Genomic DNA, 14,824 nt, shown 5'->3' with positions numbered 1-14,824 from the left:
TGCCATGGAAAACCTGTCGCTGAGTGAAGCTTTATTCACCACTACCCAGCAAAAAGTGTTGGGCCTGTTGTTTGGCAAACCTGACCGAAGTTTTTACGCCAATGAAATAGCCCGCTGGGCTCAGGTCGGTAAAGGCAGCCTCATGCGCGAACTGGAACGCTTGCAACGAGCGGGCGTGCTGACGATGTCACGACTGGGTAACCAGACCCACTATCAAGCCAATCCCGATTGCCCGATTTATACCGAACTACTGGGTATCACCCGGAAAACGTTCGGTATCGCCGAGCCGTTACGTGACGCGCTACAACCCTTCGCCGAACAACTCACATGGGCGTTTGTTTACGGTTCCATCGCCAAGGATCAGGCAAACGCATCCAGTGACATTGATCTCATGCTCATCGGTGAAGGTCTGCACTACAGTGATGTGATGGAGCGGCTCTTGCCTCTGGAAGAACATCTGGGCCGCACCCTTAATCCGACGCTCTATACCCCAGAAGACTGGGTCGCAAAACTGTCGGCCGAAAACAGCTTCGTCATGCGGGTTGCGCAGCAGGAAAAGATCAACCTGATGGGTGAAAGCCCTTTGGAGTCCAAGGATGGGCAGCAACGAGAATCTGGAGAATCTTTTACGTAGTGGTGGATTGAAGGCCGAGGCGCCGGATCGCAAGGAATGTGAGGGTTTGATGCGTTCGGCAACGGATCGCTTGAAGGATGCACTAACCCCGTCGCTTTCGTTCGCAAGTCGATTTGATCTGGCCTACAACGCTGCCCATGGGATGGCGCTGACGGCGCTTAGGCTGTGTGGTTACCGTTCGGACAAGCGTTACCTGGTTTTCCAGTGCCTGATTCACACTGCGGGCTTCGGCAAAGTGCAGGTTCGGCTATTCGCCCTTTGCCATGAACGACGCAACCTGGCGGAGTACGAAGGCTATATGGATGAAGATGAGGCGTTGCTGGGGCAGTTGCTGGAATGCACGGCGCAATTGTTGATCCGCGTGGAGCAGCAAATGGCTGGACTGTGATTCTTTAATGGAAGCTTCGAAACGATTTGATGTCCCCATCGCGAGCAGGCTCGCTCCCACAGGTTTAATGCATGACGTAGATCCTGCGTGGGGCGAGCCTGCTCGCGATAGCGTCAAATTGAGCAACCATTACTTTGACCGTAACAATCCACCGCTCTGCTTGATTGATGCCCCGCACCCAACGCTCCTAAGGTGACCCCACGACAGCGAACCCGTGGAGTGGTCATGACAACAACAATATCCCCCGACTCGCGATGGACGCGGCGGCGCAGCGAGAAGCAGCGGCGTCTCGAACTGGTGCGAGGTCTCGCCGATGGTGTGGTGTTGCCCACCGACAAGATCGTGGCGGCGCTCGAGGCGTTGATCCTGCCCGGCGACCGTGTGGTGCTGGAGGGCAACAACCAGAAGCAGGCGGATTTTCTTTCCCGTTCACTGGTGAAGGCTGACCCGGCCAAGCTGCATGATTTGCACATGATCATGCCCAGCGTCGGTCGCGCCGAGCACCTGGACCTGTTCGAACGCGGTATCGCCCGCAAACTCGATTTCGCCTTCGCCGGCACCCAAAGCCTGCGCATCAGCCAATTGCTTGAAGACGGCCTGCTGGAAATCGGCGCGATCCACACCTACATCGAGCTTTACGCACGGCTGGTGGTGGACCTGATTCCCAACGTCGTGCTCTCGGCCGGTTTCATGGCCGATCGCGCCGGCAACATCTACACCGGCGCGAGTACCGAAGACACCCCCGCCTTAATCGAACCGGCCGCGTTCAGCGACGGCATCGTCATCGTCCAGGTCAACCAATTGGTGGACGACGTCAGCGAACTGCCTCGCGTCGACATTCCCGCCTCCTGGGTCGATTTCGTGGTGGTGGCTGACAAGCCGTTCTACATCGAACCGCTGTTCACCCGCGACCCGCGCCACATCAAGCCTGTGCATGTGTTGATGGCGATGATGGCGATTCGCGGGATCTACGAAAAACACAATGTGCAGTCGCTCAACCACGGCATCGGTTTCAATACCGCCGCCATCGAATTGATCCTGCCGACCTACGGCGAATCCCTCGGCCTCAAAGGCAAAATCTGCCGCAACTGGACGCTCAATCCGCACCCGACGTTGATCCCGGCGATTGAAAGCGGCTGGGTCGAAAGCGTGCATTGTTTCGGCACCGAATTGGGCATGGAAAACTACATCGCCGCCCGGCCTGACGTGTTCTTCACCGGACGTGACGGCTCCATGCGTTCCAACCGGATGTTCAGTCAGCTTGCCGGACAGTACGCGGTGGACCTGTTCATCGGCGCCACGCTGCAAGTCGATGGCGATGGTCACTCTTCCACGGTGACCCGCGGACGCCTGGCCGGATTTGGTGGGGCACCGAACATGGGCCACGACCCACGCGGTCGCCGTCACGGCACGCCGGCCTGGCTCGACATGCGCCACGGCGACGCGGCCGAACCGATGCTCGAACGTGGCAAGAAACTTGTGGTGCAAATGGTCGAGACCTTCCAGGAGGGCGGCAAACCGACCTTCGTCGAAACCCTCGACGCCGTTGAAGTGGCGAAGAAAAGCGGCATGCCGCTGGCGCCGATCATGATCTACGGCGACGACGTCACCCATCTGCTGACCGAAGAAGGCATCGCCTATCTGTACAAGGCGCGCTCGCTGGAAGAGCGCCAGGCGATGATCGCCGCCGTCGCTGGCGTCACCGCCATCGGCTTGCGCCACAACCCGAAAGACACCGCGCGCATGCGCCGCGAAGGCTTGATCGCCTTGCCCGAAGACCTCGGCATTCGCCGCACCGACGCCACCCGCGAACTGCTCGCGGCGAAAAGCGTGGCCGATCTGGTCGAGTGGTCGGGTGGCCTCTACAACCCGCCCGCCAAGTTCAGGAGCTGGTAATGCACGCATTCAACCTGCAACCGAAAACCCTGACCCTGGCCGAACGGCTGGCGGACCTGGCGGTGGACGCGCTGATCGACGAAGCCGACCTGTCGCCGAAACCGGCACTGGTCGACCGTCGCGGCAACGGTGCCCACACTGATTTGCACCTCGGGCTGATGCACGCCTCGGCCCTGGCCTTGTGGCCGGCGTTCAAGGAAATGGCTGAAGCCGCCATAGATATTGGCGAGATTAATTTACCGCTGCGCGAAGCGATTGGCCTGATCGGACGTGAAGGCGAGCAAGCGATGCTCGCGACCACCAGCGGCGTGAACACCCACCGTGGCGCGATCTGGGCCTTGGGCTTGCTGGTCGTCGCGGTTGCGCTTGAGCCGCAATCCACCGCCGCGAGCTCCATTTCTCTACGCGCCGCACGCCTTGCCTTGCTTGATGATCGTTACGCGCCGCGTCCGCTGAGTCACGGCGCGCAGGTCACTCTTCGCTATGGTGCGCGCGGTGCCCGTGAAGAGGCGCAACTCGGGTTCCCGGCCGTGACTCAACGCGCACTGCCGCAACTCAAACGCAGCCGCGCTACCGGCCATGGCGAACAGAACGCCCGGCTCGATGCGCTGCTGGCGATCATGACAAACCTGGCCGACACCTGCGTGCTGTATCGCGCCGGGGAAGAAGGCCTGCACACCATGCAACTCGGTGCCCAAGCGGTGCTCGACGCGGGCGGCAGTGCCAGCCTCGCCGGACGTCGTCGGTTGCATGAGCTGGACCAACAATTAATCGCGTTGAATGCCTCGCCCGGCGGCGCTGCCGACCTGCTCGCAGCCTGCCTGTTCATCGACCGCATCGAGTCCGGCGACGGCATCATCCAGGGAGCATTTTGATGGAAACCTTATCCTTTGAATTCCCAGCCGGGCAGCCGCCTCGTGGGCGCACGCTGGTGGGGTGTGTCGGTTCGGGCGATCTGGAAGTGCTGATCGAACCGGGTCAGGCCGGCAAGTTGACCATCACCGTGCAGACCTCGGTCAATGGCAGCGAACAACGCTGGCAGCACCTGTTCGCGCGGATGTTCGACGGGCAGACCCCACCGGCAATGGACATCGATATCCACGATTTCGGCGCGACCCCCGGTGTGGTGCGCCTGCGTCTGGAACAAGGCTTCGAGGAGATCGGCCATGACTGACAGCGCAGCGTTGCTGACCAAACACAGCTTCGTCGAACTCGGTGCGCGGCAACGGGCGAAAGCCTTGCTCGATGCGGGCACGTTCCGTGAATTGCTCGACCCGTTCCAACGCGTCATGTCGCCCTGGCTGTCGCGCCAAGGTGTGGTGCCACAGGCCGATGACGGCGTGATCATCGCCAAGGGCAGCATTGACGGGTTGCCGGTGGTGATCGCCGCCATCGAAGGCGCGTTCCAGGGGGGCAGCCTCGGTGAAGTCGGCGGGGCGAAAATTGCCGGCGCGCTGGAACTGGCCGCCGAAGATAACCGCAAGGGCATTGCGACCCGAGCCGTGTTGCTGCTGGAGACCGGCGGTGTGCGTTTGCAGGAAGCCAATCTTGGCTTGGCGGCGATTGCCGATATTCACGCGGCGATTGTCGACCTGCGCCAGTACCAACCAGTGGTCGGTGTGGTTGCGGGTAGCGTGGGTTGCTTCGGCGGCATGTCGATTGCCGCCGGGTTGTGCAGCTACTTGCTGGTGACCCAGGAAGCGCGCCTCGGGTTGAACGGCCCGCAAGTGATTGAACAAGAAGCCGGGCTTGAGGAATACGACTCGCGGGATCGTCCGTTTATCTGGAGCCTGACCGGTGGCGAGCAGCGTTTTGCTACAGGGCTGGTGGATCGCTACGCCTCTGACGACGTGGCGCAGATCCGCCAACAGGTCAGCGAATTGCTCCAGAAAGGTTTGCCTGCGCAGCAGCGCAGCAGTCAGGCCGAACTGTTCCTGCAACGGCTGGCGCGTCTGGACGCCGAACCGCAAATCGAGCCTTCAGTGGTTCGCGATCTGTATCAAGGAGAGCGCTCATGAGTTCGTATTCCCTGAGAGGCTTGAACTGGTTCAACGCCTTGAGCGCTGGCGCCAAAGCGGTCGACGGTTTGACAGCGTCGCTGAAAGTGGCTGATGGATTTCTGGGTGAGCAACCGGTGCGGTTTATCGCTGTGGTGGCTGATCCCGACAATCGGTTTGTACGCGCCCGTAACGGCGAGGTTGGTTTGCTCGAAGGCTGGGGTCTGGCCAAGGTTGTGGATGAAGTCATCGCCGCTGATCAGGACAAGCCGCAAAAACGCGCCGTGATCGCCATCGTCGATGTGCCGAGTCAGGCTTATGGCCGCCGTGAGGAAGCACTCGGCATTCATCAAGCCCTGGCCGGTGCCGCTGACAGTTATGCTCGCGCCCGTCTGGCCGGGCACGCCGTGATCGGTTTGCTGGTGGGCAAGGCCATGTCCGGGGCGTTTCTCGCCCACGGTTATCAGGCTAATCGGCTGATTGCCCTGCGTGATCCGGGCGTGATGGTGCATGCCATGGGCAAGGCATCGGCGGCGCGCGTGACGCTGCGCAGTATCGAAGAACTGGAAACCCTGGCCGCCAGCGTGCCGCCAATGGCGTATGACATCGACAGCTATGCCAGCCTTGGTTTGCTCTGGGAAACCTTGTCGGTGGAGCAGATCGAACAGCCGTCGGCGAGCGATCTGGCGCGGGTGACTGAATGCCTGAATCTGGCGATCGGCGATGTGGCGGCGAAGGGACACGACCTGAGTGGTCGTCTCGGCGCAGCCAATCGTGCGGCGTCGAGCAAGGTTCGCCAGTTGTTGAGGGAACAGTGGTGAACATGCTTCTGGCCCACGATCTGCTCTGGGGCATGACCCCGGAACAACTGCCTGCGGATGCGCCTGCGTGGGTGGTTGAGTCCCTCCGTGCCGGTCAGCCAGTCGTGGTTCGGCGCGCATTGTCGGTGGCAGGGCAGGTTGCAGTCGGCGTGCGTGGACGTTTGCGTGAGCAGCGTTATGCGACGTCGATGGCGATCGCGTCGATTAGCCGTCGCGTATCGCCGGAAGAGCTCTGCCACGTCGACATCGACCGGGAATTGCCGGCCGTGCGAGCCCTGACGCAACTGCGGCCAATGCTGGATAAGTGCGGCTGGGTCTGGGGTGTCAGCGGCAGTGCCGGGTTTGAACTGGCGAGTGGTTTTACGGCGTTGCACGAAGGTAGCGACCTCGACTTGATCCTGCGTACACCGCAGCCGCTGAGCCGTGCCGAATCCCGGGCGTTGGTCGCGACGCTCGACACCGTCACCTGTGTGGTGGACATGCAACTGCAAACGCCATTCGGCGCCGTCGCCTTGCGCGAATGGGCCGGTTCGTCGCATCGCGTGTTGCTCAAAAACGCCAGCCAGGCCTGTCTGGTGCTCGATCCGTGGAACCCGCAGGAGCAAGCAGCGTGAGCAGCTTGTTGGTGTTCCCCGGTCAGGGCGCGCAGCAGCCGGGCATGCTTCAGCGTTTGCCTCGGGAAACGTTGAACGAAGCAAGTGACGTGCTCGGTGAAGATGTACTGCTGCTGGATTCTGCCGAAGCGTTGCAATCGACGCGGGCCGTTCAGTTGTGCCTGTTGATCGCCGGCGTGGCGGCGGCGCGGCAGTTGTCGTTGCCAGCCGATTACGTCGCCGGGTTGTCCATCGGTGCCTATCCGGCTGCGGTGGTGGCGGGCGCGTTGAGCTTCAGCGATGCGCTGCATCTGGTCAGCCTGCGCGGTGAGTTGATGCAGCAGGCTTATCCACGGGGCTACGGCATGACCGCGATCATTGGTCTGGACCTTGCGACGGTGGAAGGTTTGCTGGCGCAGGTGCACAGCATCGACACGCCGGTTTACCTGGCCAACATCAATGCCGACAACCAGGTCGTCATTGCAGGCAGCGACGCCGCGATGAAAGCCGTCGCCGGGTTGGCGAAAGATTGCGGTGCAGGGCTGGCCAAGCGCTTGGCAGTCAGCGTGCCGTCGCACTGCCCGTTACTGGATGCGCCCGCAAAGCTTCTGGCTGAAGCGTTCGCCAAGGTGCCGCTGAATACGCCGACCCTCGGTTACCTCAGCGGCAGTCGCGCCCGGCCGGTGATCAACACCGAAGCCTTGCGCGACGACCTGGCTTTCAACATGTGCCGCGTGGTGGATTGGCGCGGCACGGTGCAAAGCGCTTACGAGCGCGGCGTACGTCTACAGATCGAACTGCCGCCCGGTGCGGTGCTGACCGGGCTGGCGCGCCGGGTGTTCGAGCAAGGCACCGTGATGGCTTTCGACGGTGCCCGTCTCGATACCTTGCAGGCGCTGTTGCGTGAGGAGGGAAGCCGCCAACCCTAGAGCTTCGACCCAAGGCTTCGAACAACAAAAACAACATTCGACGATGCACTTCGAGGACAACAACAATGATTATTTACGGTGTGGCGCTGTTGGCGATTTGTACGCTGGCAGGGGTGATCATGGGTGACATGCTCGGCGTGTTGCTGGGCGTGAAGTCCAATGTCGGCGGGGTCGGGATCGCGATGATCCTGTTGATCTGCGCGCGGTTGTGGATGCAAAAGCGCGGCGGCATGACCAAGGATTGCGAGATGGGCGTCGGCTTCTGGGGCGCCATGTACATTCCGGTGGTGGTGGCGATGGCCGCGCAACAGAACGTCGTCACGGCGCTGCACGGCGGCCCGGTAGCGGTGCTGGCGGCGATTGGTTCGGTGGTGATCTGCGGTTGCACCATTGCCTTGATCAGTCGGACCCACAAGGGCGAACCCTTGCCCGATGAGCCCGAAGAGTTGAGCCCCGTTGGCACACCCGTAGGAGGTCGCTGATATGTGGGATCTCATCGAGAAAGGGCTGGAACATAACGGCCTGGTCACTGCATTCGCCTTCGTCGGCGTGATCATGTGGGTGTCGGTCATCCTCTCGAAACGCCTGACCTTCGGGCGCATTCACGGCTCGGCGATTGCCATTGTCATTGGCCTGGTCCTGGCCTGGGTCGGCGGCACCCTGACCGGCGGGCAAAAAGGCCTGGCCGACCTGACGCTGTTCTCCGGCATTGGTTTGATGGGCGGCGCCATGCTGCGGGACTTTGCCATCGTCGCCACGGCGTTCGAAGTGCAGGCCACCGAAGCGAAAAAGGCCGGGATGATTGGTGTGATCGCGCTGCTGTTGGGCACGGTGCTGCCGTTCATTGTCGGCGCGAGCATCGCCTGGGTGTTTGGTTATCGCGATGCGGTGAGCATGACCACCATCGGTGCCGGTGCGGTGACTTACATTGTCGGCCCGGTGACCGGGGCGGCGATTGGCGCGACCTCGGATGTGATGGCGTTGTCGATCGCCACCGGGCTGATCAAGGCGATTCTGGTGATGGTCGGCACGCCGATGGCAGCGCGCTGGATGGGCCTGGATAACCCGCGTTCGGCGATGGTGTTTGGCGGCTTGGCCGGGACTGTCAGCGGTGTGACGGCGGGGCTGGCGGCGACGGATCGGCGGCTGGTGCCTTATGGCGCGTTGACGGCGACGTTCCACACCGGTCTTGGGTGCTTGTTGGGGCCTTCGTTGTTGTACTTCATTGTTCGCGGGATTGTTGGCTAATTACCAGAATGCTTTTGTGGCGAGGGAGCTTGCTCCCGCTCGGGTGCGAAGCGCCCGCAAAAAAGGGTCTGCTGCGCAGCCCAGCGGGAGCAAGCTCCCTCGCCACAAGGTTTTATGCCTGGCGATTGGCATACATCCGACACTCCGCCAGTAACGCCAGCAGATTTGGATCGCGCTCCTTGGCTTTGAGAAACACCACACCAATGTGCTGCTGCAACCGGTACTTCTCCTGCAATGGAATCAGCTTCACCCGGTTCTCATACACCGCCGCAATCCTCCCCGGCAGCAACGCATAACCGACGCCCGAGCTGACCATGCTCAGCAGGGTGAAGATGTCGTTGACCTGCATCGCCACTTTCGGCTCGAACCCCGCCTGCTCGAATACCCGTTTGCCGTCCTGGTGCGTGGCGAAGCCCTGGGTGAGGGTGATGAAGGTTTCGTCGCGCACTTCTGCAAGGTCGACTTCGGTCCTGTGGGCAAATTTCGAATCGGCGGGCGTGGCGAGGAAGATATCGTCGGAGAACAGCGGAATGTGCTCCAGGTCCGGGTCGATGATGCTGTCGTCCAGGGACACCAGGATCGCATCGACTTCCATGTTCTTGAGCTTGTACAACAGGTCGAAATTCGAGCCGAGGATCAGGTCGATGTTGAGTTCGCTGCGGCGGATTTTCAGGCCCATGATCAGCTGCGGCACAGTCTTCACCGTCAGCGAATACAGCGAGCCGAGTTTGAAGCGTTCAGCGGAAAATCCGGCGGCCTCGCGGGTCAGGCGCACGCTTTCCACGACGTCCTGAATCAGCTTCTGCGCACGTTCTTCCAGCACATAGGCGCTTTCCAGCGGCGTCAGGTTGCGGCCTTCATGTTTGAACAGCGGGCAGCGCAGGGCGCTTTCCAGGGAATGGATCGCCCGGTGCACGCTGACATTGCTGGTCTGTAATTCGGCCGCGGCCCGGGCCAGGTTGCCGGTGCGCATGAAGGCAAGGAACACCTCGAGTTTTTTCAGGGTCAACTCTTCGTCGATCAACATGGCGCGGACTCTTATTCGAATGGCTCGATTGTGCCTATTTACATTGATGTGCGCAGACCTTTGTGGGAGCTGGCTTGCCAGCGATGGCGTCTTGAGGATCAAGGTAAAACTTGAGGTCCTATCGCCAGCAAGCCGGCTCCTGCAGGAGGGTTTGTTTTCTGAAACATTGCGCTTTTACGCTTGAGGCCTGAGCCTTGCGCACTGCGGGAATGAATGTCGAGGTGGGTAAACGATGTATCACGGGGAAAGATTGAACGCCTGGACGCATTTGGTCGGGGCGGTGGCGGCGACGGTCGGGGTGGTGTGGATGCTGGTGCTCGCCAGCATGGACGGCAGCCCGTGGAAGATCGTCAGCGTGGCGATCTACGGTTTTACCTTGATGGCCCTTTACAGCGCATCGACCGTGTACCACAGCGTGCGCGGGCGCAAGAAAGCGATCATGCAGAAGGTCGATCACTTTTCGATCTACCTGCTGATCGCCGGCAGTTACACGCCGTTCTGCCTGGTGACCCTGCGCGGGCCGTGGGGCTGGACGTTGTTCGGGATTGTCTGGGGGCTGGCGCTGATTGGCATCCTGCAGGAAATCAAGCCGCGTTCCGAAGCACGGGTTCTGTCGATCGTGATTTACGCGGTGATGGGCTGGATCGTGCTGGTGGCGGTCAAGCCGTTGCTGGCGGCGCTGGGCAGTGCCGGGTTTGCGTGGTTGGCGACTGGCGGGGTTTTGTACACCGTGGGGATTGTCTTTTTTGCCCTCGACCATCGCCTGCGGCATGCCCACGGGATCTGGCATTTGTTCGTGATCGCCGGGAGTTTGCTGCACTTTGTGGCGATTTTCTTTTATGTCCTTTAGACCGCGTCGCCGCCAATCGCTAACAGGCTAGTTCCCACATTAACGCTGCGACGGGATCAAGCGATCCAGTTGCTCCTGGGCCCGACGGCTGAACACCTGCAACAGGTCATTCAAGGTGTGGGGAGGAGGCTCGGCAGCGCGGGTGACTGCGTACAAGGTGATGGGCAGCGGCGGAGTCAACGGGCGAATCGTCGTCGCGGCACAGGAGGCGCCAAGTGCGGTGAACGGATCGATCACTGCCAAACCGGCGCCGGATTCCACCATCGCCCGGGCCAATGAATAGGTCTGCACCGCGATGCGTACCCGGGGCGGCGGCTCGACCGCTTCGAGGTAACTGTCGAGGCGGGCCGCCAACGGGTCGGCGCTGGACAGGCCTATCAAGGGTGCGCCGGCCAGGGCCATCAGGGGCAACGGCGTGCCTGCCTCTACCGCCGACCAGTACCCCGATGGTGCCAGAGCCACCAGCACACCGGACGCCAGCGCCTGAGCCTTGAGCCCCGGATGATCCGGTCGTTGCAGGGTCAGGGCGAGATCAATTTCACGCATCAGCAGGTTCTGCACCAGTTCGCGGCTATGGGCGCTGGACAGTTCGCAGGCGATGTCCGGATAGCGCTCGGTCCACTCGTGAATGGCCGGCGGCAGCAATGACAGGGCCAGCGCCGGGGTAGCGCCAATCCGCAGGCTATGACCCGGCTCGCGACGCAGGCTCTGGGCCAGGCGCCGCACGCCTTGCAGGCTTTCGCTGACCTTGTCGACCTCGCGCTCTAACTCCAGCGCTTCGGGTGTGGCTTGCAATTTACCGCGTACCCGCAAGAACAACGGGAATCCCAGTTGCTGCTCGGCGTGTTGCAGCACCTTGCTCACCGCCGGCTGGGAGACGTGCAGCAACTGCGCGGCGGCGCTGATCGAGCCGGTCTGGCGAATGGCCTGGAAAATCTCGATGTGACGGAGGCGCATGGCTAGTCCATAACCTTTGTCTATGGGTTTGGCATCTTTATGCATTGTTCAGCATCTGTCACCTGGCTCTAACCTGCACTTCGTCTTCACAACGGTTTTAAGGACGGACATGGCTCAGCGTGTGTGCATTATCGGCGGTGGCGTGATTGGCCTGGCAACGGCCTATGCGCTGGTGCGTGACGGATTCGAAGTGACCGTGATTGAAGCCCGGGATAGCCTGGGCAGCGAAACCAGTTTCGCCAACGGTGGCCAGTTGTCCTATCGCTATGTGGCGCCCCTGGCTGATGCCGGTGTGCCGTTGCAAGCCATCGGCTGGATGCTGCGCGGTGACTCGCCGCTGAAGCTGCGTCCGCGTCTGGATCCGGCACAGTGGCGCTGGATGGCGTCGTTCCTCAACGCTTGCCGCCGATCGGTCAACCGTGAGAATGCCGCCCATCTGTTGCGGCTGGCGCTGTTCAGCCAGAGCATCTTGAAGACGTGGCGAGAAGACGATGGGCTGGCGGGTTTCGAGTGGCGGCGCAACGGCAAGCTGGTGACCTTCCGTAACCCCGGTAGCTTTGATCATGCCCGCAAGGGGCTGGCCGATCCGCAGCAACAGCAGGTGTTGTCGCCTGCCGAATGTACGCAATTGGAACCGGCGCTAACCGATGCACCCTTCGTCGGAGCGATTTATACCCCGGACGAAGAAGTCGGCGATTGCCATGGCTTTTGTCAGCAATTGGCAACGCGACTGAAAGCCTCCGGCCGTTGCGAGTTCCGATTGGGCCAGGCGGTGACCGGCATTCGTCACGCCAATGGCGCGGTCAACGCCATCGAATTGGGCAGTGAAATCCTGGAGGTGGAGCAACTGGTGATTGCCGCCGGGCATCGCAGCCCGGCGCTGGCGTTACCCGGCCTGCAATTGCCGCTGTACCCGCTCAAGGGCTACAGCCTGACAGTACCGATTGGCCCGGAACACCGGGCACCGGATGTGAGCATCACCGACTACGACCGAAAGATTGTGTATGCGCGCATCGGCGAGCAATTGCGTATCGCGGCGATGGTCGACATCGTCGGTTTCGACCCGGCGATTGACCCGCAGCGCTTGGCCCTGATCAAGCGTCAGGCTCGTGACACCTTCGCCAATGCTGGCGCCTATGATGAGGCCGTCGAATGGGCCGGAATGCGTCCGGCAACCCCCAGTGGCGTGCCATTGCTGGGTGCCACGGCCTATCGCAACCTGTGGCTCAATCTCGGCCATGGTGCGCTGGGCTTTACCTTGGCATGTGGCAGCGCGCGCTTGCTCTGCGAGCTGATCGGCAAGGGGCAACCTTCCATCGAACTGCACGGTTTCAGCCATCGGGCTGCGTGAATTCCTGTTTCTCCAGAGGACTCTGCAATGACCATTCAACGTCTCCACAGCAACTCGCGACTGTCCGGCGTCGTGACTTTCGGCGATCTGGTGTTTCTCTCCGGACAGGTACCGGGCGAGGCCACTGACGTCAGCAACCAGACCCGTGAAGTGTTGGCGAAAATCGACGCTTTGTTGACCGAGGCCGGCAGCGACAAGAGTCATCTGCTCAATGCGACCATTTACCTCAAGGACATCAACGCGGATTTCGCCGCGATGAACGAGGTCTGGTCGCAGTGGTTGTCACCGGGCCAGGCACCGACCCGCACTACCGTGCAGGCGCAACTGGCCCGCCCTGAAATCCTGGTGGAAATCACTGTGATCGCCGCCCGCCGTTAATCGCTCTACCCACAACGGAGAATAACAATGCAAAAAAAAATCACGTTGCTTGGCTGCACCCTGGGCTTGCTGATGGGCAGTCAGGTCCAGGCCACTGAACCACCTTTGAGCGGAACGTTGGGCAAAATCGCCAGTACCAAGAGCATCACCCTGGGCTATCGAGATGCGTCAGTACCGTTCTCCTACGTGGGTGACCACACGGGCAAGCCGATGGGTTATTCGGTGGATCTGGCGGGCAAGATCGTCGAACGCATCCAGCAGCAACTGGCGTTGCCCGATCTCAACGTTCAGTACAACCTGGTGACTTCTCAAACCCGCATTCCGCTGGTGCAGAACGGCACCGTAGATCTGGAGTGTGGTTCCACAGGCGTGACCGCCGAGCGGCAGAAGCAGGTGGCGTTCTCCTACGGTTTCATTTACGTCAAAGGCCAGTTGCTCACGGCCAGAGACAGCGGCATCAAGAGTTTCGCCGACCTGCGTGGCAAGAACGTGGTAACCACTGCCGGCACCACCAATGAGCGCTACCTGAAGAGCTATAACGTCGACCACAAGATCGACATGTTCGTGATTAGCGCCAAGGATCACGGCGAAGCGTTCCAGATGTTGCAAACGGGACGGGCGGCGGCGTTTTATATGGACGATGCGCTGCTCTACGGCGAACGCGCCAAGGCCCACGACCCGCATAAGTGGGTGGTGGTCGGGGAAGAGCAGTCGCGGGAAATCTACAGCTGCATGGTGCGCAAGGACGATCCGCAATTCCTTGCGCTGGTTAACAGCGCGCTGGGTGATCTTTACAGTTCAGGGGAAATCAACGGTATCTACAAACGCTGGTTTGAACAGCCGATCCCGCCAAAGGGCTTGAACCTTGAGTTCCCGATGACCAGTGAACTCAAGGCGATCATTGCCAAGCCAGTGAGTGATCCGGTGCAATAGTCCTCTGGGCTGTCTGGCAACGGCAGCCTAAAAATCGCCCCAAAGCTGCTGGGCAACCGCAAGGGCAACTACCGGCGCCGTTTCGGTTCGCAACACCCGCGGGCCGAGGCGGGCGGCATGAAAACCGTTGTCCTTGGCCTGCTCGACTTCCGCATCTGACAACCCGCCTTCCGGGCCGATCAGGAATGCCAATGTCGCAGGCTTGGCGTGGCTGACCAATGGCTCGGCCACCGGATGCAGCACCAACTTCAACTCAGCTTCAGTCTGTTTCAACCAATCCGCCAACAGCACCGGCGGATGAATCACTGGCACCCGTGAACGCCCGCATTGCTCGCACGCGCTGATCGCCACCTGGCGCCAGTGCAGCAGGCGTTTGTCGGCACGCTCGTCCTTGAGCCGGACTTCACAGCGGTCGCTGAAAATCGGTGTGATTTCGGTGACGCCCAGTTCGGTGGCTTTCTGAATCGCCCAGTCCATGCGCTCGCCACGGGACAGGCCCTGGCCGAGGTGGATCTGCAACGGTGACTCAACCTGGCCGGCGAACTGCTCATCGATTTGCACCACCACGCGCTTCTTGCCGACTTCGACCAGCGTGGCGCGAAACTCCTGGCCCGAGCCGTCGAACAATTGCAGCGCATCGCCCTCGGCCATGCGCAGCACGCGGCTGATGTAGTGGGCCTGGGCCTCGGGCAGTTCGTGCTCGCCGGTGCTCAGGGGGGCGTCGATGAAGAAGCGGGACAGTCTCATTTTGGTTCTCTACTCAATTCAATCGGAGTCGCTTTTGTGGCGAGGGAGCTTGCTCCCGGTGGACTGCGCAGCAGT

18 protein-coding genes are annotated in these 14,824 nt (G+C 61.2%); 15 read left to right on the top strand and 3 right to left on the bottom strand.

All coding sequences use genetic code 11. The features are described 5' to 3' along the window. Positions 1–4 precede the first annotated feature (4 nt). From KGB21_RS05905 to madM, 11 genes are all read left to right on the top strand, one after another. Entirely contained in the window at positions 5–634 is a 630-nt protein-coding gene (locus tag KGB21_RS05905; RefSeq protein WP_034147536.1) for a nucleotidyltransferase domain-containing protein, read from the top strand. Then, the gene (locus KGB21_RS05900; protein WP_034147535.1) at positions 597–1,022 is read left to right on the top strand and encodes a hypothetical protein; all 426 of its coding nucleotides are present in this window, start codon (positions 597–599) and stop codon (positions 1,020–1,022) included. The genes KGB21_RS05905 and KGB21_RS05900 overlap by 38 nt, the downstream gene beginning before the upstream one ends. Before the next feature lie 225 nt (positions 1,023–1,247). Beyond that, the gene (mdcA, locus tag KGB21_RS05895; protein ID WP_223504158.1) at positions 1,248–2,918 is read left to right on the top strand and encodes a malonate decarboxylase subunit alpha; all 1,671 of its coding nucleotides are present in this window, start codon (positions 1,248–1,250) and stop codon (positions 2,916–2,918) included. Further along, positions 2,918–3,793, top strand: a complete 876-nt coding sequence (locus KGB21_RS05890; protein ID WP_223504156.1) for a triphosphoribosyl-dephospho-CoA synthase — start codon at positions 2,918–2,920, stop codon at positions 3,791–3,793. The genes mdcA and KGB21_RS05890 overlap by 1 nt, the downstream gene beginning before the upstream one ends. Next, complete coding sequence (locus KGB21_RS05885) at positions 3,793–4,092, top strand: malonate decarboxylase subunit delta (RefSeq protein ID WP_034147532.1); 300 nt, start codon at positions 3,793–3,795, stop codon at positions 4,090–4,092. The genes KGB21_RS05890 and KGB21_RS05885 overlap by 1 nt, the downstream gene beginning before the upstream one ends. After that, positions 4,085–4,936, top strand: coding sequence for a biotin-independent malonate decarboxylase subunit beta (locus KGB21_RS05880; protein WP_223504154.1), 852 nt, complete (start codon positions 4,085–4,087; stop codon positions 4,934–4,936). Before KGB21_RS05885 ends, KGB21_RS05880 begins: the two co-directional genes overlap by 8 nt. Continuing rightward, positions 4,933–5,736, top strand: coding sequence for a biotin-independent malonate decarboxylase subunit gamma (gene mdcE, locus KGB21_RS05875; RefSeq protein ID WP_223504152.1), 804 nt, complete (start codon positions 4,933–4,935; stop codon positions 5,734–5,736). Before KGB21_RS05880 ends, mdcE begins: the two co-directional genes overlap by 4 nt. Next, positions 5,730–6,350, top strand: a complete 621-nt coding sequence (locus tag KGB21_RS05870; RefSeq protein ID WP_223504151.1) for a malonate decarboxylase holo-ACP synthase — start codon at positions 5,730–5,732, stop codon at positions 6,348–6,350. The genes mdcE and KGB21_RS05870 overlap by 7 nt, the downstream gene beginning before the upstream one ends. After that, positions 6,347–7,258: a malonate decarboxylase subunit epsilon gene (mdcH, locus tag KGB21_RS05865; protein WP_223504149.1), complete on the top strand. Its 912-nt coding sequence runs from the start codon at positions 6,347–6,349 to the stop codon at positions 7,256–7,258. Before KGB21_RS05870 ends, mdcH begins: the two co-directional genes overlap by 4 nt. A 65-nt stretch (positions 7,259–7,323) precedes the next feature. Next, the gene (gene madL, locus KGB21_RS05860; protein WP_034147527.1) at positions 7,324–7,740 is read left to right on the top strand and encodes a malonate transporter subunit MadL; all 417 of its coding nucleotides are present in this window, start codon (positions 7,324–7,326) and stop codon (positions 7,738–7,740) included. A gap of 1 nt (position 7,741) precedes the next feature. After that, positions 7,742–8,506, top strand: coding sequence for a malonate transporter subunit MadM (madM, locus tag KGB21_RS05855; protein ID WP_034147526.1), 765 nt, complete (start codon positions 7,742–7,744; stop codon positions 8,504–8,506). A 112-nt stretch (positions 8,507–8,618) separates the two neighbouring features. Here madM and KGB21_RS05850 read toward each other — a convergent pair whose 3' ends face one another. Further along, positions 8,619–9,533, bottom strand: a complete 915-nt coding sequence (locus KGB21_RS05850) for a LysR substrate-binding domain-containing protein (protein ID WP_034147525.1) — start codon at positions 9,531–9,533, stop codon at positions 8,619–8,621. A 232-nt stretch (positions 9,534–9,765) separates the two neighbouring features. On the opposite strand from KGB21_RS05850, the gene trhA reads away from it, so the two are divergent. Continuing rightward, on the top strand, positions 9,766–10,383 hold the full coding sequence (trhA, locus tag KGB21_RS05845; RefSeq protein ID WP_034147524.1) for a PAQR family membrane homeostasis protein TrhA: 618 nt from the start codon (positions 9,766–9,768) through the stop codon (positions 10,381–10,383). A gap of 39 nt (positions 10,384–10,422) precedes the next feature. Here trhA and KGB21_RS05840 read toward each other — a convergent pair whose 3' ends face one another. After that, positions 10,423–11,340, bottom strand: coding sequence for a LysR family transcriptional regulator (locus tag KGB21_RS05840; RefSeq protein WP_034147523.1), 918 nt, complete (start codon positions 11,338–11,340; stop codon positions 10,423–10,425). Positions 11,341–11,449: 109 nt separating this feature from the next. Here KGB21_RS05840 and KGB21_RS05835 point away from each other — a divergent pair, with 109 nt between their 5' ends. The 3 genes from KGB21_RS05835 (at position 11,450) to KGB21_RS05825 (ending at position 14,002) form a co-directional block, all read left to right on the top strand. Further along, positions 11,450–12,691 carry a D-amino acid dehydrogenase gene (locus KGB21_RS05835; RefSeq protein ID WP_034147522.1) on the top strand — a complete coding sequence of 414 codons (1,242 nt, stop codon included), beginning with the start codon at positions 11,450–11,452 and terminating at the stop codon, positions 12,689–12,691. Between the two features lie 27 nt (positions 12,692–12,718). Continuing rightward, the gene (locus KGB21_RS05830; RefSeq protein ID WP_223504147.1) at positions 12,719–13,069 is read left to right on the top strand and encodes a RidA family protein; all 351 of its coding nucleotides are present in this window, start codon (positions 12,719–12,721) and stop codon (positions 13,067–13,069) included. A gap of 72 nt (positions 13,070–13,141) precedes the next feature. Beyond that, positions 13,142–14,002: a transporter substrate-binding domain-containing protein gene (locus KGB21_RS05825; protein WP_223504177.1), complete on the top strand. Its 861-nt coding sequence runs from the start codon at positions 13,142–13,144 to the stop codon at positions 14,000–14,002. A 27-nt stretch (positions 14,003–14,029) separates the two neighbouring features. On the opposite strand, the gene KGB21_RS05820 is transcribed toward KGB21_RS05825, so the two are convergent. Continuing rightward, a complete protein-coding gene (locus KGB21_RS05820) occupies positions 14,030–14,749 on the bottom strand; it encodes a 16S rRNA (uracil(1498)-N(3))-methyltransferase (RefSeq protein WP_223504145.1) in 720 nt (239 codons plus the stop codon). Positions 14,750–14,824: the final 75 nt, after the last annotated feature.

Origin of the sequence: Pseudomonas sp. GL-RE-29, assembly GCF_019947275.1 — a bacterium.
Lineage (GTDB): Bacteria > Pseudomonadota > Gammaproteobacteria > Pseudomonadales > Pseudomonadaceae > Aquipseudomonas > Aquipseudomonas fluorescens_A.
This window is presented reverse-complemented; position numbering and strand designations above follow the sequence as displayed.

Excerpts from the sequence above, each read along its gene's own strand:
- KGB21_RS05905 (WP_034147536.1), top strand. The coding sequence starts at position 5 with ATGGAAAACCTGTCGCTGAGTGAAGCTTTATTCACCACTACCCAGCAA.
- KGB21_RS05900 (WP_034147535.1), top strand. The coding sequence starts at position 597 with ATGGGCAGCAACGAGAATCTGGAGAATCTTTTACGTAGTGGTGGATTG.
- mdcA (WP_223504158.1), top strand. The coding sequence starts at position 1,248 with ATGACAACAACAATATCCCCCGACTCGCGATGGACGCGGCGGCGCAGC.
- KGB21_RS05890 (WP_223504156.1), top strand. The coding sequence starts at position 2,918 with ATGCACGCATTCAACCTGCAACCGAAAACCCTGACCCTGGCCGAACGG.
- KGB21_RS05885 (WP_034147532.1), top strand. The coding sequence starts at position 3,793 with ATGGAAACCTTATCCTTTGAATTCCCAGCCGGGCAGCCGCCTCGTGGG.
- KGB21_RS05880 (WP_223504154.1), top strand. The coding sequence starts at position 4,085 with ATGACTGACAGCGCAGCGTTGCTGACCAAACACAGCTTCGTCGAACTC.
- mdcE (WP_223504152.1), top strand. The coding sequence starts at position 4,933 with ATGAGTTCGTATTCCCTGAGAGGCTTGAACTGGTTCAACGCCTTGAGC.
- madL (WP_034147527.1), top strand. The coding sequence starts at position 7,324 with ATGATTATTTACGGTGTGGCGCTGTTGGCGATTTGTACGCTGGCAGGG.
- madM (WP_034147526.1), top strand. The coding sequence starts at position 7,742 with ATGTGGGATCTCATCGAGAAAGGGCTGGAACATAACGGCCTGGTCACT.
- KGB21_RS05850 (WP_034147525.1), bottom strand. The coding sequence starts at position 9,533 with ATGTTGATCGACGAAGAGTTGACCCTGAAAAAACTCGAGGTGTTCCTT.
- trhA (WP_034147524.1), top strand. The coding sequence starts at position 9,766 with ATGTATCACGGGGAAAGATTGAACGCCTGGACGCATTTGGTCGGGGCG.
- KGB21_RS05840 (WP_034147523.1), bottom strand. The coding sequence starts at position 11,340 with ATGCGCCTCCGTCACATCGAGATTTTCCAGGCCATTCGCCAGACCGGC.
- KGB21_RS05835 (WP_034147522.1), top strand. The coding sequence starts at position 11,450 with ATGGCTCAGCGTGTGTGCATTATCGGCGGTGGCGTGATTGGCCTGGCA.
- KGB21_RS05830 (WP_223504147.1), top strand. The coding sequence starts at position 12,719 with ATGACCATTCAACGTCTCCACAGCAACTCGCGACTGTCCGGCGTCGTG.
- KGB21_RS05825 (WP_223504177.1), top strand. The coding sequence starts at position 13,142 with ATGGGCAGTCAGGTCCAGGCCACTGAACCACCTTTGAGCGGAACGTTG.
- KGB21_RS05820 (WP_223504145.1), bottom strand. The coding sequence starts at position 14,749 with ATGAGACTGTCCCGCTTCTTCATCGACGCCCCCCTGAGCACCGGCGAG.